A 26,487-nucleotide genomic window follows, 5' to 3' on the forward strand; every position below is an offset into this window, starting at 1 on the left:
AAACATGACAATCGGTACATTACCTTTCGATCAAGAAACAATCCGTCAGCGCGCAAGCGAAGTAAACGAAGCTGCTTGGTTGACTGAGTTCCGCTTACAAGCTCTTGCACAAGCAACTGAACTTCCAATGCCAACGCCTGATAAAACGAAAATTGAAAAATGGGATTTTATCGGAAAAGGCGACGCTGCTAAGCAAGAGCCTGTAAGTTCTTTAACAGAGCTTCCAGAAGCAGTGAAAAACTTAATCGATGAAAATAACAGCGTATTAGTACAACGTACTGGTACAACTGCTTTCGTTTCTTTAGCAGACGAAGCAAAAGAAAAAGGTGTTATTTTTACAGACATCGTAACAGCTGCAACAGAGCATGCTGAATTATTACAAAAGTATTTAATGAAAGATGGCGTGAAAGTAGACGAGCATCGTCTAACTGCACTTCATGCTGCATTAATCAACGGCGGTGCATTCGTATATGTTCCGAAAAACGTTGTTCTTGAAACTCCACTTCAAGCTGTATTCTTAGTAGACGGCGAAGAAGCTAACGTATATAACCACGTATTATTCGTAGCTGATGCGAACAGTACTGCAACTTATGTAGAAAACTACGTTGCAAATGAAAATGTTAAAGGTATTGCAAATATCGTAGCAGAAGTAATCGTGGAACAAGGCGCACAAGTGAAATTCGGTGCGGTTGATCTATTAGCAAAAGACGTAACAACTTACGTTAACCGCCGCGGTGTTGTTGGACGCGACGGCCGTATTGATTGGGCTCTAGGCCTTATGAATGACGGAAACACAATTTCAGAGAACGTTACGAACTTAATGGGCGACGGTTCATATGCTGATACGAAAACAGTAACAATTGGCCGTGGTAACCAAACGCAAAACTTTACAACTAAAGTTGTTCACTTCGGTAAACACTCTGAAGGTTGGATCTTAAAACACGGTGTACAAAAAGATAGTGCAACATCTATCTTTAACGGAATTGGTAAGATTGAACACGGTGCATCTAAATCAAATGCACAACAATCTTCTCGCGTTCTTATGTTAGATGAAAAAGCTCGCGGGGATGCAAACCCAATTCTTTTAATTGACGAAGATGATGTAATGGCAGGTCACGCAGCTTCAGTAGGCCGCGTAGATCCGTACCAATTATACTACTTGATGAGCCGTGGTATTCCAAAACGCGAAGCAGAACGTTTAGTCATCCATGGATTCTTAGCACCTGTAGTAAATGAGCTTCCAATTGAAGGAGTAAAAGCACAGCTTGTTGAGGTAATTGAAAGGAAAGTTCGCTAATGAATATTCATGAAATACGCAAACAGTTTCCAATTCTTGATCAAAAAGTGAACGGCAAACAACTTGTTTATTTCGATAGTGCAGCAACTTCTCAAAAACCAATTCAAGTCATTGAAACGTTAGAACGTTACTATAAAGAATATAATTCTAACGTGCATCGCGGTGTTCATACGCTCGGTACGAAAGCTACCGACGCGTATGAAGGTGCACGTGAGAAAGTTCGCAAGTTTATTAACGCGAAATCAATGGAAGAGATTATTTTCACGCGCGGAACGACAACTGCATTAAATACAGTAGCAGCTAGCTATGGTCTTGATAATGTAAAAGAAGGCGATGAAATCGTCATCTCTTACATGGAGCACCACAGTAACATCATTCCGTGGCAACAAGTTGCGAAGAAAACTGGCGCAACTTTAAAATACCTTCCGCTTCAACCAGACGGTACAATTTCTTTAGAAGATGTTCGTCAAACAGTTACACCGAATACAAAAATCGTTTCTATTATGCACGTGTCAAACGTACTTGGAACGATTAACCCTGTAAAAGAAATCGGAGCAATCGCACATGAAAACGGTGCAATCATGATCGTTGATGGAGCACAAAGTGCACCTCATATGAAAGTGGATGTACAAGATTTAAACTGTGATTTCTACGCATTATCTGCTCATAAGATGTGCGGACCAACAGGTGTCGGCGTATTATATGGTAAGAAAGAATTGCTAAACAATATGGAGCCAATTGAGTTTGGTGGTGAAATGATTGATTTCGTAGATTTACAAGAATCTACGTGGAAAGAGCTTCCGTGGAAGTTTGAAGCAGGTACACCGATTATCGGTAATGCAATCGGACTTGGTGCGGCAATTGATTTCCTAGAAGAAATCGGTCTTGATAATATTGAAAAGCATGAGCATGAATTAGCGCAATACGCTTTAGAAAGACTATCAGAAGTAGATGGCGTTACAATTTATGGTCCGAAGCATCGCGCTGGTCTAGTTACATTTAATATTGAAGACGTACATCCTCACGATGTAGCAACTGTATTAGATGTAGAAGGCATTGCGGTTCGCGCAGGACATCACTGTGCACAACCGCTTATGAAGTGGCTAAAAGCTTCTTCTACAGCACGTGCAAGCTTCTATTTATATAATACAAAAGAAGAAATTGATACATTTGTTGAATCGCTAATCAAGACAAAGGAGTATTTCACAAATGTCATTTAATAATTTAGATACGTTATATCGTCAAGTTATTATGGATCATTATAAAAATCCTCGTAACCATGGCGTGCTAGAAGATAGTGTTACCGTTAACTTGAACAATCCAACTTGCGGCGATCGTATTCAACTTACGATGAAAGTAGAAGAAGGTATTGTACAAGAGGCGAAGTTTGAAGGAGAAGGGTGTTCTATCTCAATGTCTTCAGCTTCGATGATGACACAAGCAGTAAAAGGTAAGAAAATTGAAGAGGCACTTCAGCTTTCTAAAATTTTCTCTGACATGATGCTAGGAAAAGAGTACGATGACAGCATTGATTTAGGAGATATTGAAGCATTACAAGGCGTATGCAAGTTCCCTGCACGTATTAAATGTGCAACATTAGCGTGGAAAGCGTTAGAAAAGGGCTTAAACGAAGATAAGTAATGTTAAAGGTTCCTAAAAACGAGGTTATCTAAGGAGGGACACACCAACATGGCGAAGCAACTGCCAGATATCGGCGATTATAAATATGGTTTCAAAGACAAAGACGTTTCGATTTTCCGTGCTGGACGCGGTTTAACAAAAGAAATCGTTGAAGAGATTTCACGTATGAAAGAAGAACCACAGTGGATGTTAGACTTCCGTTTAAAATCACTGGATAAGTTCTATGAAATGCCAATGCCACAATGGGGCGGCGACTTAAACGACTTAGATTTCGATGAAATTACGTACTACGTAAAACCATCTGAGAAATCTGAGAAGTCTTGGGATGAAGTACCTGAGGAAATTAAAGCGACATTTGATAAATTAGGTATTCCTGAAGCTGAGCAAAAATATTTAGCTGGTGTATCTGCACAGTACGAATCTGAAGTTGTATACCACAACATGAAAGAAGACCTAGAAGCTCTAGGAATCGTCTTCAAAGATACAGATAGCGCATTAAAAGAGAATGAAGATATTTTCCGTGAGCATTTCGGAAAAGTAATCCCACCAACAGACAACAAATTCTCTGCATTAAACTCTGCAGTTTGGTCTGGTGGATCATTCATCTACGTTCCTAAAGGTATTAAAGTTGATACACCACTTCAAGCGTATTTCCGTATTAACTCTGAAAATATGGGACAATTCGAGCGTACGCTTATCATCGTAGACGAAGGCGCACACGTACACTACGTAGAAGGTTGTACAGCACCTGTTTACACTACTAACTCACTTCACAGTGCGGTAGTAGAAATCATCATTAAGAAAGATGCATATTGCCGTTATACAACAATCCAAAACTGGGCGAACAACGTATACAACCTAGTTACAAAACGTGCGGTTTGTGAAGAAAACGCAACGATGGAATGGATTGACGGTAACATCGGATCTAAATTAACGATGAAATACCCAGCAGTTATCTTAAAAGGCGAAGGCGCTCGTGGTTTAACATTATCTATCGCGATTGCTGGTAAAGGCCAACACCAAGATGCTGGTGCGAAAATGATTCACTTAGCACCAAACACATCTTCAACAATCGTTTCTAAATCGATTGCGAAGCATGGTGGTAAAGTAACTTACCGTGGTATCGTACAATTCGGACCAAAAGCGAAAAACTCTCGCTCTAACATCGAGTGTGACACGTTAATCATGGATAACCAATCTACATCTGATACAATTCCTTATAACGAAATCAAAAACGATTACGTTTCACTTGAGCACGAAGCGAAAGTATCTAAAGTATCAGAAGAACAATTATTCTACCTAATGAGCCGCGGTATTTCTGAGCAAGAAGCTACAGAAATGATCGTAATGGGCTTCATCGAGCCATTTACTCGCGAACTTCCAATGGAATACGCAGTTGAAATGAACCGCCTAATCAAGTTTGAGATGGAAGGTTCTATTGGTTAATATTTAAAAGTGAAAGCGCCCTGCTGTGCAGGGCGCTTTTTTATGTTGTGCTGGGTTTGAATCTGGTCAGGCTTGGGATACACGGGTGGGTGTTCAGCTGAATATATCAGCGATTTTTCAAATATATCGATCACAACTCAGAATATATCGACGCTTCGACAAGGAATATCGATTTATCAACAAATTACGAAAGAAAGAAAAGGTCGTATACCTCGAACCTAAATCGTATCCACCTTATCCACAGATTAGAAAAAATAAAGTTTTCCATATTAAAAGGGCAATCTTTGGCTTTTTCTTATAATGCGAGTACAATGTAAAATAGCAAGAAAAGACGAAAAGTATTTACAGGATTATTGCGTACGTGTAGCGTAAATGGCAGTAAGGAACTGAGAGGAGGTTTTTTCTCTGAATATAAATAAAGAAACAATCATCCACCTTTATCATACAAACGATATACATAGTCATTTTGAAAATTGGCCGCAAATTTCTCGGTTTGTACAAGGGGAGAAAAAGCGAAGACAGGAAGCGGGAGAGACTGTTTTAACTGTGGATATTGGCGATCATGTGGATCGTTTTCATAGTATTTCGGAAGCAACAAATGGGCTTGGCAATACGAAGCTTTTAAATGAGGCGTTATATGATTATGTAACGATCGGAAATAATGAAGGAATTACGTTAGCGAAAGAGCATTTGAATCGTCTATATGATGATGCTGGATTTGAGGTGCTTGTCGCGAACTTATTTGAAAAAGAAGGTGTACGTCCAGCGTGGGCAAAGCCTTATAAATTACATACAACGACAGATGGGATTACGATTGCCTTTATCGGATTAACGGTTGCGTATCCAGAGTTTTATCATATGCTCGATTGGCATATTGAAGATCCACTTATCCATTTAGAGTCTATTTTAGAAGAAGTGCGAGATGAGGCTCATATTACAGTCGTCCTTTCTCATCTTGGAAAAAGCATGGATGAGTATATGGCGGAGCATTATGATATAGATGTTATTTTAGGGGCACATACGCATCATTTATTTGAGCGTGGTGTTCTTATGAATAATACTTTACTTTGTTGTTGTGAAAAGTGGGGACGTTACGTTGGGCACGTTCAGCTCACTGTGGATAAAGAGACGAAGAAGCTGTTGAAAAAGGACGGTAGGGCGATTAAGACCGAACGTTTAGGTGCCTATAGCAAACCGTTATCCACAATTGAATTGCTGCAGGAAGAAAGTAAACATATTATGGCAGAGCCTGTCGTTCATTTAAAGGAATCATTACCGGTCGATTGGTTTCAGGAGACATCGTTTTCGCATATGTTAGCAAATGCGCTGAAAACGTGGTGCGGTGCAGAGATTGGAATGGTGAACGCTGGGGTACTTCTTGAAGGATTAGAAGAAGGTGTTGTGACGCGCGGAGATATTCACAGAATTTGTCCACATCCCATTAATCCATGTTTATTAAAAGTACCAGGGAAAACGTTAAGAGAAGTTATTTTGAAAGCACGTCGCCCGAATATGGAGAACCTTGAGGTAAAAGGATTCGGATTTCGCGGGACAGTGATGGGGAAAATGATTTACGCTGGTGTAGAAGTGATTCCAGATACGATTCCTGGGAATAAAATTTTACTGGAAGATGTATCGATTAACGGGGAGTCGCTGGAATTAGATCGTATATATACGGTAGGAACGATTGATATGTTTACATTCGGATACTTATACCCAGAGCTATCCACACTTTCTGACAAACAATATTATATGCCAGAACTACTTAGAGATGTGTTAACAGATGTGTTGATAACTCATACATCTTCCGTCAAACTATAGGCTAGTTAACTTGTAACACTCATTTTTCTCTTGTCATACAGATAAGAAAGAGAGGAGTGTGCACTATGGTTAATGTGGAGCCAATTATAATCAATAATTATACGTTTATTGCGGTTAGCGTCAAACTTCCAAAGACAAATTTGCTAGCTGTAATGAGCGATAAAGGATATATTATGTGCGGTGCATTAGATGTAGGTCTTTTAAATGAGAAGTTAGGTGATCGAGGAATCATTGCTGGCCGTGCGGTTGGTGTAAGAACGATTGAACAGCTTCTTGAAGCACCGCTAGAATCAGTAACGATTGAAGCCGAAGCTTTAGGTATTACGGCCGGCACAATCGGAAAAGATGCACTATTAAAAATGAGATAAGCATATATCGTCCCTCTTTCTTGCATAGAAATAATATAAGAAGGAGGGTTTTCTTATGGGCATATTTCGTTCGAAAAATTCGCGGTTTCGAAGGGGACCGATTTCCTTTCGGTATATAATGCTTATTTCGTTTATCATTTTTATCATAATGGTAGTTCAAGGTTTATGGATTGTAAATAAAAGTATTCAGCCAACATTAATTAAGTATGGAGAAACAGAGACGCATAAAATGGCGACAGCGGTTATGACGAAAGCGGTAAAAGATAGAATTAATGAAGGGTTTGATGTAGATTCATTAATGAAAGTACAAACGGATAGGAACGGGAAGGTATCTACAATTGATCTAAATACAAAACAAGTAAATGAAATATTAACATCGACTACTGCATACATAGAAAAATATTTACAACAAGTAGAAAAAGGGGATACGAAAGCACTTGGTATTTTTGAAGAGAATGGGGTATCTATGTCAGTTCCTTTTGGGCGCATAACTGATAATGCGCTTCTTGGTAATATAGGACCGGATATTCCGATTAATTTTACGCCAATTGGTCATGTGAATACGGATATTAAACAGTTAGTTGAGCCACAAGGAATTAATAATACAGCGATCAAAATTATTATGGAAGTGGAAGTGACGTTACAAGTTATGATTCCGTTACGCACGAAAGAAATTAAGGTGAAGCAAAACATTCCGATTGCAACGCGCATCGTTCAAGGTGAGGTGCCTACTTATTACGGAAGTGGGAGTGTTGTTGTACCAGATAAAAAGAAAACGGATAGTTAGCGAATATAAAAAAATAAAAAATAACCGTAGCAATTCGCTACGGTTATCGTTTTGTATTTGCTCGTTCTTTTCGTTCCCAAAGGCTTAAATGCATGTATGGATCGAAAGCCCATTCTGTATAGCCATTGTCTTTATACATGCCGAAATGTAAGTGAGGCGGGAACTTTCCAGCTGTACCAGGAGGACCATAACCAGTACTACCGACAAATCCGATTACTTTTCCTGGTTCGACTATTTGTCCGAGCTGTATTTCCTTAGAGAACCCGCCTAAATGAGCGTAATAGTGATAATTATTATGAAGGTCACGAATACCAATGCGCCATCCGCCAAGACGATTCCATCCTTTTGTTTCAATGACGCCATAGCAAGTGGATCTTACTGGTACGCCATATCCGGCAAAGATATCGGTTCCTTCATGAATTCGTCTCCCGCCAAAACTTCTTCCAGCTCCAAAAGTACTACGGTAGCTATTGTCACTGCGGATCGGGAGAGGGAAAGCATTTCCTTCTAAATTAATACGTCCATAATGTTTATAAATTCGGGCGTATTCTGTAATTAATTCAACTGTTTTTGCACGTCTATAATATTCCCAAAGCATAATGTTAATATGGTCTTCTGACGTTCCCTGTTTCTTTAAAATAGTTGCTGCTGTATGCAGAAGATCACGGTCGTTATTTGAATTTGCAAATCCATCTTTGTCACCATCTAAACCCATTCCGCCAAATAGAGAAATCGTATGGGGGAGAGTATCGTTACTATTAACAGGTCCAGCCCATATTTCAGGTTTGAAATAAAGGGAAATGATGGCATCTGGTTTTTTCGGAATATCCTTTCTTACGCTCCGTATGTTTCTTTCGTATTGATCCATTGCAGCTAAGTAATACCACGGAATGCCTGAAGATTGCTCAGTTTCTTTATATAGTGCCATGCGCTTTTCATATATGCTTTGCTGATTATCTTCACCGTAAGCGATGTTTTGGTGGAGAAGAAAGCAAATCGAAAGCAAAAGAGAAATTTTTCGAAGCATGAAATAGACTCCTTTCACAACATCACTCTTTTTAGTGTGGGATATACGGAGTATTTCATTATAGGGAACGATTGGAAAAAATCTTAGAATCTTCATTTGAGCAAATCGCTTTCATACGTTAGAATAGATATGTTACATTGAAAGAAGCGAACACGGTAAACTATTTCATATTGTGCGGAGTTGATAACCATGACAAAACAAACAGAGTATAAGCGCAAGCCCGAATGGTTGAAAATTAAGTTAAACACGAATGAAAACTATACAGGCTTAAAGAAAATGATGCGTTCTAAGAATCTTCATACCGTTTGTGAAGAAGCGAAATGTCCGAATATTCATGAATGCTGGGCTGTAAGGAAAACAGCAACATTTATGATTTTAGGTGCGGTTTGTACACGTGCTTGTCGTTTTTGTGCGGTTAAAACAGGCTTGCCAACTGAGCTTGATTTACAAGAGCCAGAACGCGTAGCAGATTCAGTAGTACAAATGGGCTTAAAGCACGTTGTTATAACAGCGGTTGCACGTGATGATTTAAAGGACGGCGGAGCAGCTGTTTTTGCTGAAACAGTACGCGCTGTTCGTCGCAAAAATCCATTTACGTCAATCGAGGTATTACCATCTGATATGGGTGGGGTAGAAGAAAACTTAAAAATGTTAATGGATGCAAAACCAGATATTTTGAACCATAACATTGAAACAGTACGTCGATTATCTAACCGAGTTCGCGCTAGAGCAAAATATGACCGTTCATTAGAGTTTTTACGTCGAGCAAAAGAAATGCAGCCTGATATTCCAACTAAATCGAGCATTATGGTGGGCTTAGGTGAAACGAGAGAAGATTTAATTGAAGCAATGGATGACTTACGTGCAAACAATGTGGATATTTTAACTCTTGGACAATACCTACAACCATCTAAGAAGCATTTACCAGTTCTTAAATATTATCCACCAGCAGAATTTGCAGAGCTTAAAGAAATTGCGCTTAGCAAAGGATTTAGTCACTGTGAAGCTGGCCCACTTGTGCGTTCTTCTTACCATGCGGACGAGCAAGTACGTTCTGCAAAAGAAAAAACAGCAGAAGCGAAATAATTAAAAACTCCTTTTTAGTTTAAAACTAGGAAGGAGTTTTTTTCTTGTGAAAATGATTAAGGAGGAATGAATGTGAAGGCGTTTATCTTCTTAACGATAGCAATTGTAAGCGAAGTATTTGGGACATCGATGTTAAAGGTATCGAATGGATTTACAAAATTGTTGCCAAGTATTGGGGTAGTGATCGGATTTGCTACAGCATTTTTCTTCCTTTCTAAAGCATTGCAGCATATGCAACTTAGTACGGCATATGCGATATGGGCAGGAGTGGGGACTGCTTTAACGGCACTCATTGGTGTATTTGTTTGGGAAGATGCTTTTACGTGGCAAACAGCCGCTGGATTAATACTTATTATAGGTGGAGTTGTAGTATTAAATCTGTCAGGTTCTGGCGCTCATTAAAAAAGAGAGCTAATATTAGCTCTCTTTTTGTTTATACTCTAAAACTGTATTTTGACATGTTGATAAGATTCTTTTTAATTCCTCTGTGGATAATTCAATTGTAAATTCAGGTACACCAGGTGTAATTAAAATTTTATTGTAAGTATAAATTGAACTGTCCACAATAATCGTTACATCTTGTGAATAACCGAAAGGAGCTACACATCCTGGAGTACAGCCAGTCTCTTCTCTTAGCTCATCAGGAGAACAGAGAGATAAGTTTTTTCCTGTTATTTCTTTCATCTCTCCTCGGTTGAGACGAGTTCCCTCTAACGTAAAGAATACGTAGTACTCCCCGGATTTTGATTTTAAAAATAGGCTTTTACTTGGAGTACCTTGTAAGCCGAGCCTTTCACGAACGATGCGATCTGTCTCATAATCGAGTACTGGTTCGTGTTCAAATTTTTCATAAGAAGCATTTGTTTTATGTAGTAAAGAAAGTACGTCTTCGTACATATTGCATGATACCCCTCTCTATGTTTTACTGCAGCCCTACCATATCTTCTCGCAGTGTCAACTGAATGTATTGGAAAGGGATATTACTTGGATGGCGCATCCCATAATCGTTTTATAATAGATTGTTCATCAAGTGTAATTTCATAAATGTCAGGATTAGTTAAAGTTTTCCATTCATCAAAGCCAATAGTATGATCAAAGTGCTTTAAAATTAATGTGAGTAAGTTGCCGTGTGTAACGAGTAATGTTGTGTCATGCTCTAGTTTTAAAACTTCCTGAATAAGTGAGATGGCGCGATCCATCGCTTGTTTTGTTGACTCTCCGCCCGAAAAGGCAATATCTATGTTTGTAAAAGTGGATTCTAGTTTTTGCAGCCAATCATCCATTGGAACGTTGCTTAATATACGCTCCGCTAACCGTTCATCTTCTTGAATAGGTAAATTAGCTTGGAGTGCATAGGACCGAATAGAATCGATAGCGCGGACAAAAGGGCTTGAAATAATATGATCTATTTGTAGATTATTTTCTATGAAGAATGCAGCAAGGTTGTTTGCTTGGTCTCTTCCTGCGTTCGTTAATTCGGCATCACGCTCTTGTCCAGTTGCTGAACAATGTCGTATTACAATAATTTTTTTCATATTTCATCCCCATCTTTCAAGTTGACCATATATACTTCGACAAATGTGGAAAAGATTCCTTTTTCTTGGAAAGGGCATAGTGATCTAAGTATGTGGAAAAGTAATGTGGATAAATGAACATTTGAGGTGTAATGATGAAAAAAATGATATGTATTATATTCGGTCTTTGTTTTTTTATACACTTGTCCACAACATATGCAGAATCGAATGCAAAATTAAATTATCCAAGCAATCGAAATAAGCCATTTGTGAATGAGGATGTGTTTTACGAACAGTTAGATAAGAAAATCTATAAAGAATACAACAATGCAGCATATAGCGTTCGAAAAAAGATTTTATTTAAAGAAGTGCCTGATGAAGAATTTTCTTTCCTACAAAAAACAGCCGCGGGTTGTCGGAGTAGTGTGGTGTTTCAAGATTCTTTTATTCACCCTGATCGCCAAGTTTATTTCTTCGCTTCCTTTTCTCAAAATGAAGTAGACGAATTTCGTAAGTACATTGTTATAGATGCAGAAACAAATAAGGAGTTGTAAGCGGGAAAAAGCTATCGTCATTATGATAATCCATATAAAAAATAACCCACCAACTGGTGGGTTATTTTTACGCCGACACACTCATTAATTTTTCTTTCATTTTACGAATAAGAATGACAGCACCAATTGTGAAGAGAAGGGTAATTCCTTCTGCAACAAAGATGTTAATCATTTTTGTTTGGTAAAGTGCTGCGAAAAAGTCTACAAGTGCGTGGAATAGTATAGCGTATGCGAGGAAAATGTATTTCTTTTGTTTTACCGCGTATACGACAAGCATTGTGAAGGCAATTTGCAGTACTAATGCCATGATTCTTTCTAGGCTACCAAGTAAGTATAAATAGGCAGGTTGCTCTATTAACAAGTCCTTGATATGGCTCAACTGTGGGTATTGTTCAACCATTTGAGCGAAGCTACCATTGTTAATAGATGTTGCAAAGGTAAGAGTTTGAAGCCCAGCGAATCCGCCGACTAAAATCGATTCAATACCGCCGTGCCCAATTCCGTACGCAAGACCGTCTTTATAATCTCGATATTTTTTCAGTAAGTAGTAAAAGGCAACGAAACGACCTAGTTCTTCAAAAATACCAGCAGTTAGTCCGCCGAAAATCGAAAAGATAAATGGGTTCTCTAAAAACTCAGCTGTTGTGGGATTACCACGAATGAATAGTTGGAATGGTGTTTCGAGAATTTGGGTAAACCCGATAAAGATAAGGACACCAACGCCAACTATTTTCAAATTAATATTATATTTCTTACGGAAATAAACGAGTACAATAATTGGGACCAGAATCGAAACAACGAGTTGAAATATGATGCTGGCAATTACAGTATTTGAAACCATACTTTCACCGCTTTCTAATGTATGTACATATATATTATGCATGAAATGTAGGAGAATGTGGAGAGATGAATCTTTCAAAAAACAAATGAAATTTTTGTTGACTCTAACGTTGCGTCATACTTTATCGTATATATTGAGGGGGAGATACGCATGACAATGAGGGTAAAAGAAGTAGCTAATTTAGTTGGAATTAGTGTGCGCACACTGCATCATTACGATGAAATTGGGTTGTTAACCCCAGATGAGACGACAGAGTCTGGATATCGTCTGTATTCCAATGAAAATTTAGAAACATTGCAGCAAATTTTATTTTTTAAAGAGCTTGGCTTCTCTTTAAAGAAAATTAAGGAAATTATCATGAGTCCTTCATTCGACCGTGAAGAGGCATTACAGCTTCATAAGAAAATGCTTCTTGAAAAGCGCGCTAGATTGGATAAGGTGATAGCGACGATTAATAAAACCATTCAGCATACAAAAGGAGAGATTGAAATGACGAACAAAGAGAAATTTGAAGGATTTGATTTTAGTCATAACCCATACGAAGAAGAAGCACGTGAACGATGGGGAGATGAGGCTGTAGATAAAGCGAATAAAACAGCGAAGGGTATGTCTACAGAGAAACAGGAGGAGTTTAATAATATTTACAGAAAGCTAGCAACACTTCGAAATGGAGCACCTGATTCTAAAGAGGCGCAAGAAGCAATTGGAGTCTGGTACGATTACTTGCAAAACTTTGGTGAATATTCATTAGATGCTTTTAAAGGACTAGGCCAAATGTATGTCGCTGATGAGCGCTTCACGAAAAATATTGATAAGTTTGGTGAAGGTTTAGCGCAGTTTATGTGTGATGCGATGGAGGCTTATGCGGATCGGAAGAAATAGTAAAAAAGGTGGAGGTTTTTTCCACCTTTTTATTTTTTTATCATATCATTTAAAGTTTGATCCCCTGTATTGTTCAAATGAGGGTTTTTACTCATTTCACGTTTTAACATATCAAGACTTTGTTCATATTCTGTATCGTTTAAGCTACCTGATTGAAGGCCTTGAATTTGAGAAATCAACTTTTGGTTTGTTGATACATATGCTTTATAATAGCGAGGAACGATGGACAAAGCAGTTTTATATACTTGATCCGCTACTAGTTTAGGATCCGTTGTGTTGGCACGGTATACAACGAATACTTCGTCGTCAGTAACGAGCGTAGCAGCATTTGCAACGTCAGGAAGTTTAACTGTCATGCTTGTAATCATTTCAGCGACTTTCTCACGGTTAATTGCTCCTACTTGTTTGTTGGATACTTCATGTTTTTGTTTAGATGAATAGCCGACCCTTGTGAGCCGTGTATTTGTATTTTCCGTATGATACATGTCGTTTTTGTTGGAAACAAGAACACGACTTCCTTCTTCACGCTCCATTTCGGCTTTATTAGTTGATTGGCAGCCTGCAAATAAGGAAAGAGTGAGGAGAGAGAGTATAATTTGCTTTTTCACGATGTATCACCTCCTTCTCCATAGCATGCACTAATTTTCAATTTTTTGTATTTGAAATTGTTGGTTGTTATGCTTTGTGATACGATAAAAAGAAGAATGCTTAGAGAGGAAGTTCATAATGGAGCAAAAGCAAGAGATTCATACTACGGTGAGCGTTAATAATGTTCAGTACGAAGTAATTAAAAACTTTCGTGACGGTTTTAGTGAAGAAGCATTTAAAGAGCGCTATGCAGAAATTTTAAATAAATATGATTATATCGTTGGAGACTGGGGTTATGAGCAACTTAGATTGCGCGGATTCTTTGATGATAGTAATCAACGTTCGACATATGATACGAAAATTAGTACTTTATCAGAGTATTTATACGAGTACTGTAACTTCGGTTGTGCACACTTCGTATTACGAAAAGTGAAGAAATAAAAAATCCTCTTACGATTGTAAGAGGATTTTTTCATACTTGCTCACAAACAAATTGAAATAGAATCGCCTTCAGAAAGTATTGCGTTTGGTTTCATTTGTTGTCCGTTCAATTGAATATCCCCATTTTTAATTTTATCCACAATGCGTGTACGGCTCCAGTCGGAAATATATGTGGATAAAGCTTTATCCATTCGGTGAGAACCGAAAACGATATCTAATACGATCGTGATTTCGGCTATGCCGTTTTCTTTATGTTGTGTAATGGAAAGGGTAGTAGTTGTTTCTGTTTGATCCTGCTGGGGCATATCGACTGTTTCAACGTGATCAGTAAATGCTTTATAAATACGAAGTTTTTGATTCCACGTATGATCTTTCGGACATTTATAAATGGCAAAGCGGTATATATTTTTTCCATTGGCGTTATGCCTACGAATATTCGTGTCAGTAAATAGGGTAGTGCGTCTGCAATTTTTACAATACTTTTCGATTGTGTTTTGCTGATTTTCATATAAACTCCAAGAAAGTTGTACTTTCTGCATTTTCCTTCACCTCTTATATTAGTGGTAAAGGAACGTAATACAGCTATTTGGATGTCTTGTAGTATGAAGACATAAGAAGTAGACAAAAATAAAAAGAGGTTCCCCCAAGAGGAACCTCCGTAAACATCATACTACAGATGCTTTACGTTCCTTTGTAATGGGAATGGGCAGACTACTCCCTTGAAAAAGCACGGTGCTTTTTTGAGAGTAATGCTATCCAATTGCTGGTCCATTACAAAGTAAATGTTGGCATACGCAGATAACGTCCTTTCTATCCAAATAGATTTATTCATAAGTATAACACATAAGATTGAAAATTCAAAATATAAACCGTAAAAAAGCACCAGCTAAAATAGCTGGTGCACAAGATAAATTATATAAGTTCAAATAAAAATGAGCGTAATTCTTCTGCAATTTCTTCAGACATAGAAAATGCGTGCTCTAAGTAGCCTGGTTCGTTTAAATCGTCAGGACCGATGATAGCAAATTTGTTGCTCTGCATATCAAGGACTATCGTTTTACCGTAATGACGATCGGAGTATAGAAGCGCTAAATCATGACGCTCATTTTCCCCCATAAAGCTAACGAAACGAGTTTTTGTAGCGACTGTATCGTCGTACAGAAAGAAACGTTCTTCCATACACATGGCTCCTTTATTAAATATCTAAGTTTAAGTGTGGTTTATGATCTAAATGGTGATGCGTTTTAATGAAACGTACTGTTCTTGTTTTGTAACGCATAACGATAGAATATGTTTCAGCTAAATCTCCGCCAAGGAATTTCACGCCGTCTAATAACTCACCAGCAGAAACACCTGTTGCTGAGAAGATTGCATCATCACCAGATACTAAGTCATCTAACATAAGAAGTTGACGAGGATCTTCTAATCCCATTTCACGACAACGAGCTTCTTCTTCTTCGTTCATTGGAACTAAGCGAGCTTGCATTTCACCTTCAAGGCATTTTAATGCTGCTGCAGAAATAACGCCTTCTGGAGCTCCGCCAACACCTACGAATAAGTCAATACCTGTTCCAGGTAAAGCTGTTGCGATTGATGCACCAACATCGCCATCACCAAATAATTTCACGCGTGCACCTTTTGCACGAACACGGTCAATAATATCTTGATGACGTTCACGTTCTTGAACGATAACTGTTAGATCACGAATCTTTTTATTGTTAGCTTCTGCTACAATTTCAATTGTTTTTTCAATTGGATCATCTAAGCTAATTTTACCAGCTGCTTTTGGACCAACCGCGATTTTTTCCATGTACATATCAGGAGCATGAAGAAGGTTTCCTTTATCCGCGATTGCAATAACTGCCATTGCATTTGCAAGACCTTTTGCAACGATGTTTGTGCCTTCTAATGGGTCAACGGCGATATCTACTTCTGGACCGTTACCTGTTCCTAGTTCTTCACCAATATATAACATCGGTGCTTCATCAAGTTCTCCTTCACCAATTACAACTGTACCTGCCATGTTTACTGAATCGAACATATCACGCATAGCTGTAGTTGCTGCATCATCTGCTTCATTTTTCTTTCCGCGGCCCATCCACTGTGCGGATGCTAAGGCTGCTGCTTCTGTTACACGGACAATTTCTAGTGCGAGTTCACGTTCCAAGATTGCATTCCTCCAATTTCAAAAATCATACAAATATAACTATAACAAATAACGGAGAAAAGGTGAATTCGAAAAATTGTCGATTTTTTCAGAAGAAAGCGTTACAATTAAAATGTAAATGCTTTAATTTCCAGGTAGGTGACATTCATGTATTTTGTAGACAGAAAGAAAATAGAACAAATGCTAGTATGTTTAGAACGAGCAACAAATACATTTCAAGAGAAAAAGATATATGAAACCGAGTTTGAGTTTTACGCATTAGAGCGCATAGCTCATCTATTCATTGATTGTGTATTAGATGTAGGGAATGCGATGATTGATGGATTTATTATGCGCGATCCAGGAAGTTACGAAGATATTATCGATATTTTAATTGACGAGAGAGTCATAAGTGCAGAAGAAGGACAAGGAATGAAAGAAGTTATCCTTCTTCGAAAAATGCTTACGCAAGATTATATTCAAATGAATCATGATGAGTTATATAAGACGATTCAAAAACATATCGCAGTGGTAGAGAAATACCCAGCGAATATTCGCAGTTATTTAGAAAAGGAATTAGGACCTGTATCTGCATTTGTACCAGAATAATTATGCTTATAAGATCCCCGAATACTTTTTGGGGATCTTATATTGTATATGAGAGAGAAAAGGGAGAAGGGTGAGCTATGGGGGAAGCACGTACTACGAAAGAAGAAATTATACAATTATTGAAGGTGAAGGGCGAGCATACTGTAGCAGAATTAGCCGAAGCTTTAGAAATTACAGAGATGGCGATTCGTCGACATTTAAGTAAACTAGAAAATGATGAGCTAATTTATTCAAAGATGGTAAGGCAGCATGTTGGACGCCCAACATATTTGTATGGAATAAGTCAAAAGGGAGAAGATACATTCCCGAAAGAATATAAGCAGTTTGCTATTGATATGCTAGAAGATTTAGCTCGAATGGGTGATGAAAAAATACTTCGTTACGTTTTAAAAGAGAGAACGAAACGAATGGAAGAACAGCTGCAAAAGCGAGTGAGTAATCAAAAGAATTTAGCATATAAAGTGCAAGAGATAGCAGCTATGCAAGAGAAAAATGGTTATATGGTTCAAATAAAGAGAGATGGAGAGAACTCTTTCGTAATTGAAAAACAAAACTGTCCGTTAAAGGAAATTGCAGAGAGATTCCCGCAAGTATGTGAAGATGAGAAAGAGATGTATAATCGTTTATTTGCAGGTGCAGATGTAAAGACGTTAGCAAACATGTGTGAGGGCGATTGTAGTTGTTCTTACCAAGTAAAAGAGAAAAAATGAACGTTATGGGACGCTTTAAGGTAAAGCGTTTTTTTCTTTGGAAAAAGCGGGTAATATAAGAGTGGTATGATAGGTGAGAACGTTAGCATAGAAGGAGAGACATAATGATGTATAAAGGTTACTTAATTGACTTAGACGGTACGATGTATCGCGGAGAAGAACAAATTGAAGAAGCGAGCGACTTCGTAAAAGCGTTAGGAGAGCGCGGCATTCCTTATTTATTCGTTACGAACAATTCAACGCGTAAACCAGAACAAGTGGCAGAAAAACTTGTTCGTTTCGATATTCCAGCGAAAGCGGAGCAAGTATTCACAACGAGTATGGCGACAGCCAATTTCATTTATGAACGTAAACAAGATGCAACTGTATACATGATTGGTGAAGAAGGCTTACATGATGCTCTTGTGGAAAAAGGGTTTGAACTTGTGGATGAAAATCCTGATTTCGTTGTTGTTGGTTTAGATCGTGATATCACATATGAAAAATTAGCAAAAGCTTGCCTTGCTGTGCGTAACGGCGCAACGTTTATTTCTACAAATGGAGATATTGCTATTCCAACTGAGCGCGGATTATTACCAGGTAACGGTTCATTAACATCAGTTGTTGCAGTATCAACAGGTGTGGACCCAATCTTTATTGGTAAACCAGAATCAATCATTATGGAACAAGCGTTAAAAGTGCTTGGCATAGGAAAAGATGAGGCATTAATGGTTGGGGATAACTACGATACAGACATTTTAGCTGGAGTAAATGCGGGTATGCATACCCTTCTTGTCCACACTGGAGTCACAACTGTGGAGAAGTTAACAGAATATGAAGTACAACCGACGCAAGTTGTGCATAACTTGACGGAGTGGATTGAGAAGATGTAATGAAATGCAGGTAACCGGAAGAGGTTGCCTGTTTTTTTATGCATAATTGCATATTCGCTGTTGTTATATAAAATGTAAAATTTATATGTATTGATACAGAGGGAGGAATAAGAGTGTACTGGATGTCATGTATTATGTTTGTTTTTACATTATGTGTTTTATTTTTGGTTCTATGGAAGATATATAAAATAAATGAAGTGAAAAAAAGTGCGGGAAAACTTATTGCAACATATCCACGAGTGAAGAGACGTTGGATTGCATTACTTGGACCAGCATATTTCATTGGACAATGTATGTATATATATGCTCAGTACGTAAGTGGCGATATTGATACAGATGAACAGTTTCTTATTCAGTCGGGTAGTTATGTTGTAGCAAGTTGTTTTATGACTTTAATAGCTATCCATCTTATTAAAAGTGTACAAATATATGAAAAAGGTGTAATAGATGGATTGAACTTTTATTCATATGAAGAATTAAAAGGCTATAAAACATCAACATGGGAAAATCCAAAAGAAAATATATTTTTATATCGCGGGCGAGAAAAAATGAATGACAATGTGAATTTACTTATTAGACAAGAAGATATGAATGAATTAGAAAGCATTCTTCAAAGGTATATTCCGAAATTGATGATGAAATAAAAAAACTCCGGTTGTTAAAACCGGAGTTTTTTTATTAAAACGCACGATTCACAACATCTTTAACCTCTTCAAGATATTGTTTACGCACACTGTCATCCACAGAAGGAACACTTGTATAGAATGTATGCTCAATTGTTTCAATGCCTGTAAATTCAAAAATACCAACATCTGCTGTTTTCTTCATTGCTTCAAACATACCGCCTGCTGTATATGCTTCTTTCGTATTTCCCATCGTAGATAATAATAAGCCTTTTTTACCGCTTAATAACTTTTCAATACCATTTTCACCGTAAGCATAAGCGAAGCCGTGGCTAAATACACGGTCAACGTATCCTTTTAAAATAGCAGGAAGTCCCGCCCACCAAACTGGATAAATGAACGTAATGCTATCAGCCCAAGAGATATGCTCTTGCTCTTCTTTAATATCTTCTGGTGTGTTTCCTTGAGAAAACGAGATGAAATCGGAAGCGCCTAATACTGGATTGAAGTTTAATTCGTATAGATCGCGAACGCGTACTTCATGACCTTTTTCTTCTAATTCACTTTTTACCGTTTCTAAAACCGCATGGTTGAAGCTTTCTGTATTTGGGTGTGCATAAACGATTACATGTTTCATTGTTCTTCCTCCTATTTGTGGATATGTGAATAGTTTTTATGTATTCGTGTAACTAGTATGGTTACTTTTATTGTGAGAGTCAACTTTTCTAACGTGAGAAATAAAGTTGAAATGTAATCAGCTAATAAGGGATACATGTTAGTATGTGACAAAAAAATACAAAAAAGTAGGGATTTTGCATTCTGAATAGAATATATAGATTGATAAATAGAGAGAGAAGGGGATATAGGGATGAATATTATTGAAATTGAAAGGTTAGAAAAATCGTTTGATATTGGGGATAGTAAAGTAAAGATATTAAAAGGTATTAATCTTCAAATTCAAAAAGGAGATTTCGTTTGTATTATGGGGGCAAGTGGATCGGGTAAAACGACTTTACTTCAGTTGTTAGGTGGATTAGATATTCCAACAGTAGGCAGTATACGAGTAGATGGTACAGAGATTTCAACATTAAAAGAAAAAGAGCTTGCTTTGTTTAGAAGGCATAAAATCGGTTTTATTTTTCAGCAGTTTAATTTGATTCCAGTGTTTAGTGCGGAGGAAAATGTAGGATTGCCTTTACTGTTAGATAATGTCTCGCAAAAGAAGGCGACGGTGACAGCAAATCGCTTATTAGATCTTGTTGGATTGAAGGGAAAAGAAAAGCATTTACCAGCACAGTTATCAGGTGGACAACAACAAAGGGTTGCGATAGCGAGAGCTTTTGCAAATGAGCCAGCTATTATATTAGCGGATGAACCAACAGGGGCATTAGATTCAGAAAATAGCAAAAATATAATCGCGGCCCTTCGCAATGCCTGTGATGAGTTAGGACAAACAGCTGTCATTGTAACGCATGATCCATTCGTAGCGGCCCATGCGGATAAAGTTGTTTTCTTATTAGATGGTGAAGTGATCTATGAACATGCTGAAAGTAAGGGATGGAAATTTCGAAATATCCCGCAGCAAGTTACTCAAATTCAAGAGATTATGAATCGTCACTTTAAAGTAGGAGGTAAAGGTGATGCGATGGGTAATTAAGTATGCGGTAAAATCGATGAAACAAAATTGGTTGCGAAATATGTTGATTGCCCTCGGTGCAGCTTTAGGTGTTATGTTAGCGACGATGTTATTGCTAGGCAATCAATCAGTAGAGCAAAGTGTGAAGGAACAAGTAGTAAGTCGTTATGGAGATTATAATTTACAATTTGGATATATAAAAAATGATATGTATTTAAATAATGAAAGTTTAAAAGGGATAGTTGGCTTAGAAAACGCTGAAAAAATATCAAAAGTACTTATACCGTATCCTTTACCAAATTATAAAGAGCTATCAGGAAAGCCGTCTTATTGGGGTGTTGAGCAAGATTCTCCAGAAATGCGTTCTTATAAGATTGCAGAAGGTCGATATCCGAAAGAAGGTGCTGAAGTAGCACTGACAAAAGGTTATACAGACCGTGAAAGTATACGTGTAGGAGATATGATCAAGCTGCCGTTTCCGCCGCATGGAGAAAAGACTGTTAAAGTTGTTGGGATTTTGAATCCACCGTTAATGGCGGCAATGGGGCATGGTTCTTATTTTCCAATTAGTTGGCTTCAAAAAGAACTAAATCTACAAAATCAATTCAACCTCGTTCAAGTGAAAGCACAGGATGTAAATGTGAAAAGGGCAATTGCTCTTGATGTAAATAAGAAGATAGAAAATATAAAGGTGGACCAACGTACTTATGTCGATAAGGCATTTGAACGACTAAATGTAATGAAACCGTTAATTTTTAGTTTAGGTGGTATTGCCTTATTTGTTGTAGCCCTTTTAATAATGGGAAGTTTCTTCTTATCTGTCAGAAGTCGATTTAAGCAATGGGCACTATTACGTGCACTTGGTAGTAACCCAAATCAAATTATATTAGTCGTTTTATTAGAGGCTTTATGCATCGGAGCGATTGGATCGCTAGCAGGGATTATTCTTGGAGCAGGTACGCAAACAATTGCTGCATCATTCATTAATAAATGGGTGAATATTGAGGGGGCAGGGAAAGCATCATTATCGATCTCAGGTGAGATTTTACTCATTACTTTTTTACTAGGAATTATTATGTCTATCATAGGGGCTATTATACCGGCTTTCATGGTTAGAAAGATTCCACCAGTTCAAGCACTTCGGCCTGGTCTTCCTAGCGATGAGAAAAAAGAAAAAAGATGGAGTGCTTTTAGCCTTAGCATTTTAATTATTGGTACTGTTATTGGACTAGCGGGTAACGTATTAGAACAGTATGTCGGTTTTAATCCAAGTGCGATTGGAGCATTGTTATTTGCAGTTGGTTTGTTATTTACGATTCCGCTACTTATTCGTATAATAGCGCCAGTTATTGCGAAACCTTTGCAAATGATATTTCGAATTGAAACGACGATTAGTAGTCGAAATGTAATTCGTTATCGTAATAAGGCAGCTGTGTCGGTTGCTATATTAGCATTTGGTTTTATGTTAGCACTTGTTGGAACGATGTATGTAAATTCTATGTATGAAGGTACGAAGAAAGGATTACAAAAGCATTTACCAGCTGATTTAGTAGTGCGTGTACCGATGGATTCGCAAGGAATTGAGGTTTTACCGTTTAGTTGGATGGGGAAGATTAAAAAAGTTGACGGTGTAGATGCAAGTGTAGGGAATGCTACTGATTTCACAGCAAAACTTATAAATTATGACTTTAAAAAGGCAAATCAAGAATGGTATGAACATGCGAGAAAAAATAATTTTAATTATGATTCAATAGAGGTTGTGGGTAATGATATTGTAGCGTATCAGAAAGTAACGAAGGCGAAAGTGATTTCAGGACAAAATTTAAATAAGCCATTACAAGATGGTGAGGGAGTCGTTACGAAAGAAACGGCTAAAAATTTAGGGATCCAGTTGCATGATACGATTGAAGTACAAGGGAAAGGGAAAGAAAAACAAACGATTAAAGTCGTTTCGATAATTGAGCAAGGATTAAGGTTAAGAGGATCAGATATTTTTGTGAGTGAACAATGGGCACGGGATAAGTTTCATGTACAAGGATATGAAGCGATTCAAATTATGACAAATTCTAATCAATCATTTGAAGTAATTAAGAAACAAGTAAAACAAATTACAAATAATAAAGAGAACGTAGAGGTTATTAATAGTTATGATTTATTGAAAGAACAGGAGCAGTTATTATCGCAAATGATGATGTTAATTCGCTTGTTAGTTGTAATTGTTTTCATTATTTCTGGTATAGGATTAATGAATGCGATTGTTGCTAGTTTACATGAAAGACGTGCTGAAATTAGTATGATTCGTGCAGTAGGAGCTATTCCGAAGCAAATGAGACGGATTGTTTTATTAGAAGGGACTTTACTTGGAGCGATAGCTGGCTGTATTGGCATTTTTGGAGGGATTTTGTTTAGTTATATTGTGTTATCGAGCTTAGAGTTAACGGTTATTATCATTCCGTATAATCAGGTTGTCATATTGGCTCTAGCTAGTGTGATGCTTGGGGCAGGGGCAGCAATGATTGCTTCATTACAATTAAGAAGGTTCAAATTAAGTGATACTTTAAAAGAGTTATCAGCATAAAAGATTGCTATACTCCGCTCATACAAAGAACAAAGAAGACGAATAAAATGATAACAATACCAATGCCAAAGTTAAATACAAGAGTACTATCCATATATGTAACCTCCTTGTTTGAAAGTAAAAAGCACTCTGGCTGGAGTGCTTTTTATTATCCGAATCTGTCGCAACGAACACCGCAACGTATAGAAAGGGAATAATGCGTTTAAAGAGTTATAGTAATTTATGCATTTATAGAAAAAAAGACACTCTTTTGAGTGTCTTTGATGATGACAAAATGTGCCAATTGCTTGAATTTGATAAGACGTTAATTTTCCGGTTAACGGTCTTTCTTAATCAAGAAGTGTAACAACAGCGATTCAAATAAATTTTAGCATTTTTTTAATGGGTGTGCGTATGTAATTATGCATATTGTAATTAGAGGGAAATTGAGTGCTGAAAATGAATGAGTAAATATATATAGAATATTTGATGAGGAGCGAGAGGAATGGAAATACATAAGTTAACAGAAGAAGAAGCGAATGAGATAAATATGTGGACGTATGAGGAACCGTACAATTTATATAGTTTTTCAGGAGAGGCTGAAGTAATAGAAGAGCTATTAGATGGGACGTATTACGGTTGTTGCGGGGAGAAGGGAGAATTCATCGGCTATTTTTGTTTTGGAGAAAATGCGCAAGTTCCGGGTGGAAGAGATGCTAATTTATATAGGGGAGAAGATGTAATAGATATCGGACTTGGAATGAAGCCGGATTTAACAGGGAAAGGGATGGGGGAAATATTTTTTCAAGCGGGAATTGTATTTGCTACTGAGGAATTGAATTCAAAAATGTTTCGACTAAGTGTAGCGACATTTAATAAAAGAGCAATTAGGTTATATAAAAACATTGGATTTCAAGTAGGACCTGTTTTTTTGAGCCGTGGAAGAGAGTTTATGCTTATGGAATACGAAAGGCCATCAGTATGAAACTGACGGCCTAGACACCTTATTCCGAATGCTCAGCACGGTGCGCTAAACGACTTGAAGCAGCGGCAGCAATTCCGCCAACGATATCATCAAGGAATGTATGCACCTTTCCAGATGATTTATCATTTAAGAATTCTAAAATACCAGGTTTTAATTTATCGATATATCCAAAGTTCGTGAAACCGATAGAGCCGTACACATTAACGATAGAAAGTGCGATCACTTCATCAATTCCGTATAAGCCTTCATCACGTTTTACGATATCTTGTAACGGCTCACTTAACATTCCTTTTTCAGCAAGGACATCGAGTTCGATACCAGTAATCAGTGCGTTTTGTACTTCACGTTTTGATAATACACGCTCAACATTATAACGGCATTCTGACATCTCTAAATTTGGATGATATTTTTTTTGAAGAAAATGAACAAGCTCAGCAATATCGTCAATTGTTACACCGCGCTCTTGTAATAGTTGTAATGCTCTTTCTTGTAGTTGATTTGATTCTTTCATGTTTATCACCTTTTTTTCTTTTTAGTATTTGTATACGTTTCGTTGCTTTATCATGTGCATAGGAATGAAAGGCGAGCACAAGCTCATATATATAAAGAAAAACCATAGGTGGCGACTGCGATGATTCAGCATATTTATGAGCATTATCACATGCATGTTAAAGAATTAATCCCCCTTGGCCCCTATAAAAGCTTTTGGATTCGCAACAAAATTTATGTACTTGTTCCAATTGGAGAAATGGAGGAAGAAGTACTTGTAGAGATGAAAAAGCTCAGTGATTATATGAACCAGCAAGGGGATATAACTGTAGCGACTTTCGTTCCGACTATACACGGCTACTATGTAAGTGAGATAGAAGAACAAAATTACTGCTTATTAAAAGGTATGCGTGCGTTAGAACGACATGCTACATCATTAGGAAGTGAGCTTTCTATATTCCATAAACGAGGTGCATTCTTTCCAGAAGAAATCGAGAAATTAAGCCGCATCGGCGAATGGAAAGCATTATGGGAAAAAAGGCTCGATCAATTAGAAAAGTTTTGGCAATCACAAGTGATGAACCACCCTACAGACGTATTCGATCAATTGTTTATTGAATCCTTCCCGTATTACTTAGGAGTTGCAGAAAATGCAATTCAGTATGTTGTCGATACAGAGATGGATGATACGCCGCAAATGACTGATGCAGCAACAATTTGCCAAGAACGATTCACACCTTTATTATGGCATCAAACGAAGCGCCTCAAACTTCCTTTCAATTGGGTGTATGATCACCCAACTCGAGATATGGCAGAATTAATTCGCTATATGATGATAGAAAAAAAGAAAGATTGGGAGCAAACAATCGTCCAATTTGTTACAGATTATGAACGGAATTATTCGCTATCCTCATTTGGTTGGCGCCTATTATTTGCAAGGCTCCTGTTCCCACTCCAATACTTTGAAACGGTTGAACGATATTATCAAACAGGAAACGAAGAACAAAAAGGCATATATAGAGATCGCTTAGAAGCCATTTTACACGATGTGAACCGCTCCGAGCAATTTATGAAGCATTTTTACGGGTCACTTCGTTTACCAATTGATAAGTTAGGTATTAGGAAATTAGATTGGCTGTCTTAAAAGTATAAAAAAGAGACCGATTGAGGTCTCTTTTTTATATCACAATTGTATGTAATACATTATGCCCCTACCTGTTGATCTGCACATATATGTAAAATGAGTTGATGTTTTTCGATTTTCTCATTTACTTTACTCAATAATTCTTGCTGAATTTCTTTAAATAAAAATTGATAGCTTGTATTCCATGTTGGTATAACGGATGAAAGGTCTAATAAATATTCTTTTTTCTTTTCTAGTTCTTGAATTGTTACAAAAGTGTTCCCCATTTTTGGCATGTGTCGTCCCCCTATGTTTTTTGTATGTGTGAACGATTTACTATCTAGTAGTAATTATCGCATTTTTTGAGAAGGATTTCCAATTTTGTTTTATGATGTTAAAGGGGAAGTGTTATTTGAATAAAAAAAGAGACCCAAATGGGTCTCT

At 37.4% G+C, this 26,487-nt stretch carries 31 protein-coding genes; 20 read left to right on the top strand and 11 right to left on the bottom strand.

Going from position 1 to position 26,487, the window contains the following annotated elements; genetic code table 11:
• Nucleotides 1-4 precede the first annotated feature (4 nt).
• The 7 genes from sufD to yunB all read left to right on the top strand — a co-directional run bounded on the left by sufD (nucleotide 5) and on the right by yunB (nucleotide 7,360).
• Nucleotides 5-1,297 (top strand): Fe-S cluster assembly protein SufD, encoded by a 1,293-nt coding sequence (gene sufD, locus Q3V31_RS21490; protein ID WP_329767115.1) that lies wholly within the window; start codon nucleotides 5-7, stop codon nucleotides 1,295-1,297.
• Nucleotides 1,297-2,517: a cysteine desulfurase SufS gene (gene sufS, locus Q3V31_RS21495; RefSeq protein ID WP_001020755.1), complete on the top strand. Its 1,221-nt coding sequence runs from the start codon at nucleotides 1,297-1,299 to the stop codon at nucleotides 2,515-2,517. The genes sufD and sufS overlap by 1 nt, the downstream gene beginning before the upstream one ends.
• Nucleotides 2,507-2,938 carry a Fe-S cluster assembly sulfur transfer protein SufU gene (gene sufU / locus Q3V31_RS21500; RefSeq protein ID WP_000009523.1) on the top strand — a complete coding sequence of 144 codons (432 nt, stop codon included), beginning with the start codon at nucleotides 2,507-2,509 and terminating at the stop codon, nucleotides 2,936-2,938. Before sufS ends, sufU begins: the two co-directional genes overlap by 11 nt.
• Nucleotides 2,939-2,986: 48 nt before the next feature.
• Nucleotides 2,987-4,384 carry a Fe-S cluster assembly protein SufB gene (gene sufB, locus Q3V31_RS21505; protein WP_001118829.1) on the top strand — a complete coding sequence of 466 codons (1,398 nt, stop codon included), beginning with the start codon at nucleotides 2,987-2,989 and terminating at the stop codon, nucleotides 4,382-4,384.
• Nucleotides 4,385-4,813: 429 nt separating this feature from the next.
• Nucleotides 4,814-6,205: a bifunctional metallophosphatase/5'-nucleotidase gene (locus tag Q3V31_RS21510; protein ID WP_080028971.1), complete on the top strand. Its 1,392-nt coding sequence runs from the start codon at nucleotides 4,814-4,816 to the stop codon at nucleotides 6,203-6,205.
• Nucleotides 6,206-6,270: 65 nt separating this feature from the next.
• Entirely contained in the window at nucleotides 6,271-6,573 is a 303-nt protein-coding gene (locus tag Q3V31_RS21515; RefSeq protein ID WP_000248472.1) for a YunC family protein, read from the top strand.
• Nucleotides 6,574-6,628: 55 nt separating this feature from the next.
• Nucleotides 6,629-7,360 carry a sporulation protein YunB gene (gene yunB / locus Q3V31_RS21520; RefSeq protein ID WP_000510870.1) on the top strand — a complete coding sequence of 244 codons (732 nt, stop codon included), beginning with the start codon at nucleotides 6,629-6,631 and terminating at the stop codon, nucleotides 7,358-7,360.
• Nucleotides 7,361-7,403: 43 nt separating this feature from the next.
• Here the strand turns inward: yunB and Q3V31_RS21525 are convergent, their stop codons facing one another.
• The gene (locus Q3V31_RS21525) at nucleotides 7,404-8,387 is read right to left on the bottom strand and encodes a M23 family metallopeptidase (RefSeq protein ID WP_000944685.1); all 984 of its coding nucleotides are present in this window, start codon (nucleotides 8,385-8,387) and stop codon (nucleotides 7,404-7,406) included.
• A gap of 189 nt (nucleotides 8,388-8,576) precedes the next feature.
• On the opposite strand from Q3V31_RS21525, the gene lipA reads away from it, so the two are divergent.
• Both lipA and Q3V31_RS21535 read left to right on the top strand, forming a co-directional pair.
• Nucleotides 8,577-9,473: a lipoyl synthase gene (gene lipA, locus Q3V31_RS21530; RefSeq protein ID WP_000166375.1), complete on the top strand. Its 897-nt coding sequence runs from the start codon at nucleotides 8,577-8,579 to the stop codon at nucleotides 9,471-9,473.
• A 72-nt stretch (nucleotides 9,474-9,545) separates the two neighbouring features.
• Nucleotides 9,546-9,875, top strand: coding sequence for a DMT family transporter (locus Q3V31_RS21535; RefSeq protein WP_000642910.1), 330 nt, complete (start codon nucleotides 9,546-9,548; stop codon nucleotides 9,873-9,875).
• 15 nt (nucleotides 9,876-9,890) lie between these two features.
• On the opposite strand, the gene Q3V31_RS21540 is transcribed toward Q3V31_RS21535, so the two are convergent.
• Together Q3V31_RS21540 and Q3V31_RS21545 are read right to left on the bottom strand one after the other, a co-directional pair.
• Entirely contained in the window at nucleotides 9,891-10,370 is a 480-nt protein-coding gene (locus Q3V31_RS21540; RefSeq protein ID WP_000272756.1) for a YbaK/EbsC family protein, read from the bottom strand.
• An 83-nt stretch (nucleotides 10,371-10,453) separates the two neighbouring features.
• Entirely contained in the window at nucleotides 10,454-11,008 is a 555-nt protein-coding gene (locus Q3V31_RS21545) for a histidine phosphatase family protein (RefSeq protein WP_000721023.1), read from the bottom strand.
• A gap of 134 nt (nucleotides 11,009-11,142) precedes the next feature.
• Between Q3V31_RS21545 and Q3V31_RS21550 the strand changes: the two genes are divergently transcribed.
• A complete protein-coding gene (locus Q3V31_RS21550) occupies nucleotides 11,143-11,541 on the top strand; it encodes a hypothetical protein (protein WP_329767167.1) in 399 nt (132 codons plus the stop codon).
• Between the two features lie 67 nt (nucleotides 11,542-11,608).
• Here Q3V31_RS21550 and Q3V31_RS21555 read toward each other — a convergent pair whose 3' ends face one another.
• Entirely contained in the window at nucleotides 11,609-12,424 is an 816-nt protein-coding gene (locus Q3V31_RS21555) for a YhfC family intramembrane metalloprotease (protein WP_329767169.1), read from the bottom strand.
• Between the two features lie 108 nt (nucleotides 12,425-12,532).
• Here Q3V31_RS21555 and Q3V31_RS21560 point away from each other — a divergent pair, with 108 nt between their 5' ends.
• The gene (locus Q3V31_RS21560; RefSeq protein ID WP_329767171.1) at nucleotides 12,533-13,264 is read left to right on the top strand and encodes a MerR family transcriptional regulator; all 732 of its coding nucleotides are present in this window, start codon (nucleotides 12,533-12,535) and stop codon (nucleotides 13,262-13,264) included.
• Nucleotides 13,265-13,293: 29 nt separating this feature from the next.
• Here the strand turns inward: Q3V31_RS21560 and Q3V31_RS21565 are convergent, their stop codons facing one another.
• Complete coding sequence (locus tag Q3V31_RS21565; protein ID WP_000744035.1) at nucleotides 13,294-13,872, bottom strand: YhcN/YlaJ family sporulation lipoprotein; 579 nt, start codon at nucleotides 13,870-13,872, stop codon at nucleotides 13,294-13,296.
• Between the two features lie 118 nt (nucleotides 13,873-13,990).
• Here Q3V31_RS21565 and Q3V31_RS21570 point away from each other — a divergent pair, with 118 nt between their 5' ends.
• Entirely contained in the window at nucleotides 13,991-14,293 is a 303-nt protein-coding gene (locus tag Q3V31_RS21570; RefSeq protein ID WP_000435944.1) for a YutD family protein, read from the top strand.
• Nucleotides 14,294-14,334: 41 nt separating this feature from the next.
• On the opposite strand, the gene Q3V31_RS21575 is transcribed toward Q3V31_RS21570, so the two are convergent.
• The 3 genes from Q3V31_RS21575 to glpX all read right to left on the bottom strand — a co-directional run bounded on the left by Q3V31_RS21575 (nucleotide 14,335) and on the right by glpX (nucleotide 16,460).
• Entirely contained in the window at nucleotides 14,335-14,832 is a 498-nt protein-coding gene (locus Q3V31_RS21575; protein WP_001174594.1) for a hypothetical protein, read from the bottom strand.
• A 373-nt stretch (nucleotides 14,833-15,205) separates the two neighbouring features.
• Nucleotides 15,206-15,472, bottom strand: coding sequence for a DUF3055 domain-containing protein (locus Q3V31_RS21580; RefSeq protein ID WP_000392612.1), 267 nt, complete (start codon nucleotides 15,470-15,472; stop codon nucleotides 15,206-15,208).
• A gap of 16 nt (nucleotides 15,473-15,488) precedes the next feature.
• Nucleotides 15,489-16,460: a class II fructose-bisphosphatase gene (gene glpX, locus Q3V31_RS21585; RefSeq protein WP_000439096.1), complete on the bottom strand. Its 972-nt coding sequence runs from the start codon at nucleotides 16,458-16,460 to the stop codon at nucleotides 15,489-15,491.
• 147 nt (nucleotides 16,461-16,607) lie between these two features.
• On the opposite strand from glpX, the gene Q3V31_RS21590 reads away from it, so the two are divergent.
• From Q3V31_RS21590 to Q3V31_RS21605, 4 genes are all read left to right on the top strand, one after another.
• A complete protein-coding gene (locus tag Q3V31_RS21590) occupies nucleotides 16,608-17,048 on the top strand; it encodes a DUF86 domain-containing protein (RefSeq protein WP_000273992.1) in 441 nt (146 codons plus the stop codon).
• A 77-nt stretch (nucleotides 17,049-17,125) separates the two neighbouring features.
• A complete protein-coding gene (locus tag Q3V31_RS21595) occupies nucleotides 17,126-17,758 on the top strand; it encodes a helix-turn-helix transcriptional regulator (protein WP_000503357.1) in 633 nt (210 codons plus the stop codon).
• 107 nt (nucleotides 17,759-17,865) lie between these two features.
• On the top strand, nucleotides 17,866-18,630 hold the full coding sequence (locus tag Q3V31_RS21600) for a TIGR01457 family HAD-type hydrolase (RefSeq protein ID WP_000276470.1): 765 nt from the start codon (nucleotides 17,866-17,868) through the stop codon (nucleotides 18,628-18,630).
• 113 nt (nucleotides 18,631-18,743) lie between these two features.
• Nucleotides 18,744-19,274 carry a hypothetical protein gene (locus Q3V31_RS21605; RefSeq protein WP_000289906.1) on the top strand — a complete coding sequence of 177 codons (531 nt, stop codon included), beginning with the start codon at nucleotides 18,744-18,746 and terminating at the stop codon, nucleotides 19,272-19,274.
• Between the two features lie 34 nt (nucleotides 19,275-19,308).
• Here Q3V31_RS21605 and Q3V31_RS21610 read toward each other — a convergent pair whose 3' ends face one another.
• Nucleotides 19,309-19,890, bottom strand: coding sequence for an NAD(P)H-dependent oxidoreductase (locus Q3V31_RS21610; protein WP_000683456.1), 582 nt, complete (start codon nucleotides 19,888-19,890; stop codon nucleotides 19,309-19,311).
• A gap of 231 nt (nucleotides 19,891-20,121) precedes the next feature.
• Here Q3V31_RS21610 and Q3V31_RS21615 point away from each other — a divergent pair, with 231 nt between their 5' ends.
• The 3 genes from Q3V31_RS21615 to Q3V31_RS21625 all read left to right on the top strand — a co-directional run bounded on the left by Q3V31_RS21615 (nucleotide 20,122) and on the right by Q3V31_RS21625 (nucleotide 24,431).
• Nucleotides 20,122-20,910, top strand: coding sequence for an ABC transporter ATP-binding protein (locus tag Q3V31_RS21615; RefSeq protein WP_001021175.1), 789 nt, complete (start codon nucleotides 20,122-20,124; stop codon nucleotides 20,908-20,910).
• Nucleotides 20,894-23,467: an FtsX-like permease family protein gene (locus Q3V31_RS21620; RefSeq protein ID WP_071734583.1), complete on the top strand. Its 2,574-nt coding sequence runs from the start codon at nucleotides 20,894-20,896 to the stop codon at nucleotides 23,465-23,467. The genes Q3V31_RS21615 and Q3V31_RS21620 overlap by 17 nt, the downstream gene beginning before the upstream one ends.
• Nucleotides 23,468-23,951: 484 nt before the next feature.
• Nucleotides 23,952-24,431: a GNAT family N-acetyltransferase gene (locus tag Q3V31_RS21625; RefSeq protein WP_000402432.1), complete on the top strand. Its 480-nt coding sequence runs from the start codon at nucleotides 23,952-23,954 to the stop codon at nucleotides 24,429-24,431.
• Between the two features lie 19 nt (nucleotides 24,432-24,450).
• On the opposite strand, the gene Q3V31_RS21630 is transcribed toward Q3V31_RS21625, so the two are convergent.
• Complete coding sequence (locus tag Q3V31_RS21630; RefSeq protein WP_000665100.1) at nucleotides 24,451-24,942, bottom strand: phosphatidylglycerophosphatase A family protein; 492 nt, start codon at nucleotides 24,940-24,942, stop codon at nucleotides 24,451-24,453.
• Between the two features lie 120 nt (nucleotides 24,943-25,062).
• Between Q3V31_RS21630 and yutH the strand changes: the two genes are divergently transcribed.
• Nucleotides 25,063-26,064: a spore coat putative kinase YutH gene (gene yutH, locus Q3V31_RS21635; RefSeq protein ID WP_000614213.1), complete on the top strand. Its 1,002-nt coding sequence runs from the start codon at nucleotides 25,063-25,065 to the stop codon at nucleotides 26,062-26,064.
• A gap of 59 nt (nucleotides 26,065-26,123) precedes the next feature.
• Here the strand turns inward: yutH and Q3V31_RS21640 are convergent, their stop codons facing one another.
• Nucleotides 26,124-26,339 (bottom strand): hypothetical protein, encoded by a 216-nt coding sequence (locus Q3V31_RS21640; protein WP_001125506.1) that lies wholly within the window; start codon nucleotides 26,337-26,339, stop codon nucleotides 26,124-26,126.
• Between the last annotated feature and the right edge of the window lie 148 nt (nucleotides 26,340-26,487).

The sequence above is a fragment of the Bacillus nitratireducens genome (genome assembly GCF_036320425.1).
In the GTDB taxonomy this organism is placed as follows: Bacteria; Bacillota; Bacilli; order Bacillales; family Bacillaceae_G; genus Bacillus_A; species Bacillus_A nitratireducens.

What these genes read in the sequence shown, in the direction of transcription:
- Q3V31_RS21540 (WP_000272756.1), bottom strand. Translation starts at nt 10,370, where the DNA reads ATGTACGAAGACGTACTTTCTTTACTACATAAAACAAATGCTTCTTAT.
- Q3V31_RS21600 (WP_000276470.1), top strand. Translation starts at nt 17,866, where the DNA reads ATGTATAAAGGTTACTTAATTGACTTAGACGGTACGATGTATCGCGGA.
- Q3V31_RS21550 (WP_329767167.1), top strand. Translation starts at nt 11,143, where the DNA reads ATGAAAAAAATGATATGTATTATATTCGGTCTTTGTTTTTTTATACAC.
- Q3V31_RS21555 (WP_329767169.1), bottom strand. Translation starts at nt 12,424, where the DNA reads ATGCATAATATATATGTACATACATTAGAAAGCGGTGAAAGTATGGTT.
- Q3V31_RS21545 (WP_000721023.1), bottom strand. Translation starts at nt 11,008, where the DNA reads ATGAAAAAAATTATTGTAATACGACATTGTTCAGCAACTGGACAAGAG.
- Q3V31_RS21615 (WP_001021175.1), top strand. Translation starts at nt 20,122, where the DNA reads ATGAATATTATTGAAATTGAAAGGTTAGAAAAATCGTTTGATATTGGG.
- Q3V31_RS21625 (WP_000402432.1), top strand. Translation starts at nt 23,952, where the DNA reads ATGGAAATACATAAGTTAACAGAAGAAGAAGCGAATGAGATAAATATG.
- sufD (WP_329767115.1), top strand. Translation starts at nt 5, where the DNA reads ATGACAATCGGTACATTACCTTTCGATCAAGAAACAATCCGTCAGCGC.
- Q3V31_RS21620 (WP_071734583.1), top strand. Translation starts at nt 20,894, where the DNA reads ATGCGATGGGTAATTAAGTATGCGGTAAAATCGATGAAACAAAATTGG.
- sufB (WP_001118829.1), top strand. Translation starts at nt 2,987, where the DNA reads ATGGCGAAGCAACTGCCAGATATCGGCGATTATAAATATGGTTTCAAA.
- Q3V31_RS21525 (WP_000944685.1), bottom strand. Translation starts at nt 8,387, where the DNA reads ATGCTTCGAAAAATTTCTCTTTTGCTTTCGATTTGCTTTCTTCTCCAC.
- Q3V31_RS21570 (WP_000435944.1), top strand. Translation starts at nt 13,991, where the DNA reads ATGGAGCAAAAGCAAGAGATTCATACTACGGTGAGCGTTAATAATGTT.
- Q3V31_RS21640 (WP_001125506.1), bottom strand. Translation starts at nt 26,339, where the DNA reads ATGCCAAAAATGGGGAACACTTTTGTAACAATTCAAGAACTAGAAAAG.
- sufU (WP_000009523.1), top strand. Translation starts at nt 2,507, where the DNA reads ATGTCATTTAATAATTTAGATACGTTATATCGTCAAGTTATTATGGAT.
- Q3V31_RS21595 (WP_000503357.1), top strand. Translation starts at nt 17,126, where the DNA reads ATGGGGGAAGCACGTACTACGAAAGAAGAAATTATACAATTATTGAAG.
- yunB (WP_000510870.1), top strand. Translation starts at nt 6,629, where the DNA reads ATGGGCATATTTCGTTCGAAAAATTCGCGGTTTCGAAGGGGACCGATT.
- Q3V31_RS21630 (WP_000665100.1), bottom strand. Translation starts at nt 24,942, where the DNA reads ATGAAAGAATCAAATCAACTACAAGAAAGAGCATTACAACTATTACAA.
- Q3V31_RS21610 (WP_000683456.1), bottom strand. Translation starts at nt 19,890, where the DNA reads ATGAAACATGTAATCGTTTATGCACACCCAAATACAGAAAGCTTCAAC.
- Q3V31_RS21580 (WP_000392612.1), bottom strand. Translation starts at nt 15,472, where the DNA reads ATGGAAGAACGTTTCTTTCTGTACGACGATACAGTCGCTACAAAAACT.
- Q3V31_RS21590 (WP_000273992.1), top strand. Translation starts at nt 16,608, where the DNA reads ATGTATTTTGTAGACAGAAAGAAAATAGAACAAATGCTAGTATGTTTA.
- Q3V31_RS21515 (WP_000248472.1), top strand. Translation starts at nt 6,271, where the DNA reads ATGGTTAATGTGGAGCCAATTATAATCAATAATTATACGTTTATTGCG.
- sufS (WP_001020755.1), top strand. Translation starts at nt 1,297, where the DNA reads ATGAATATTCATGAAATACGCAAACAGTTTCCAATTCTTGATCAAAAA.
- yutH (WP_000614213.1), top strand. Translation starts at nt 25,063, where the DNA reads ATGATTCAGCATATTTATGAGCATTATCACATGCATGTTAAAGAATTA.
- Q3V31_RS21560 (WP_329767171.1), top strand. Translation starts at nt 12,533, where the DNA reads ATGACAATGAGGGTAAAAGAAGTAGCTAATTTAGTTGGAATTAGTGTG.
- Q3V31_RS21575 (WP_001174594.1), bottom strand. Translation starts at nt 14,832, where the DNA reads ATGCAGAAAGTACAACTTTCTTGGAGTTTATATGAAAATCAGCAAAAC.
- lipA (WP_000166375.1), top strand. Translation starts at nt 8,577, where the DNA reads ATGACAAAACAAACAGAGTATAAGCGCAAGCCCGAATGGTTGAAAATT.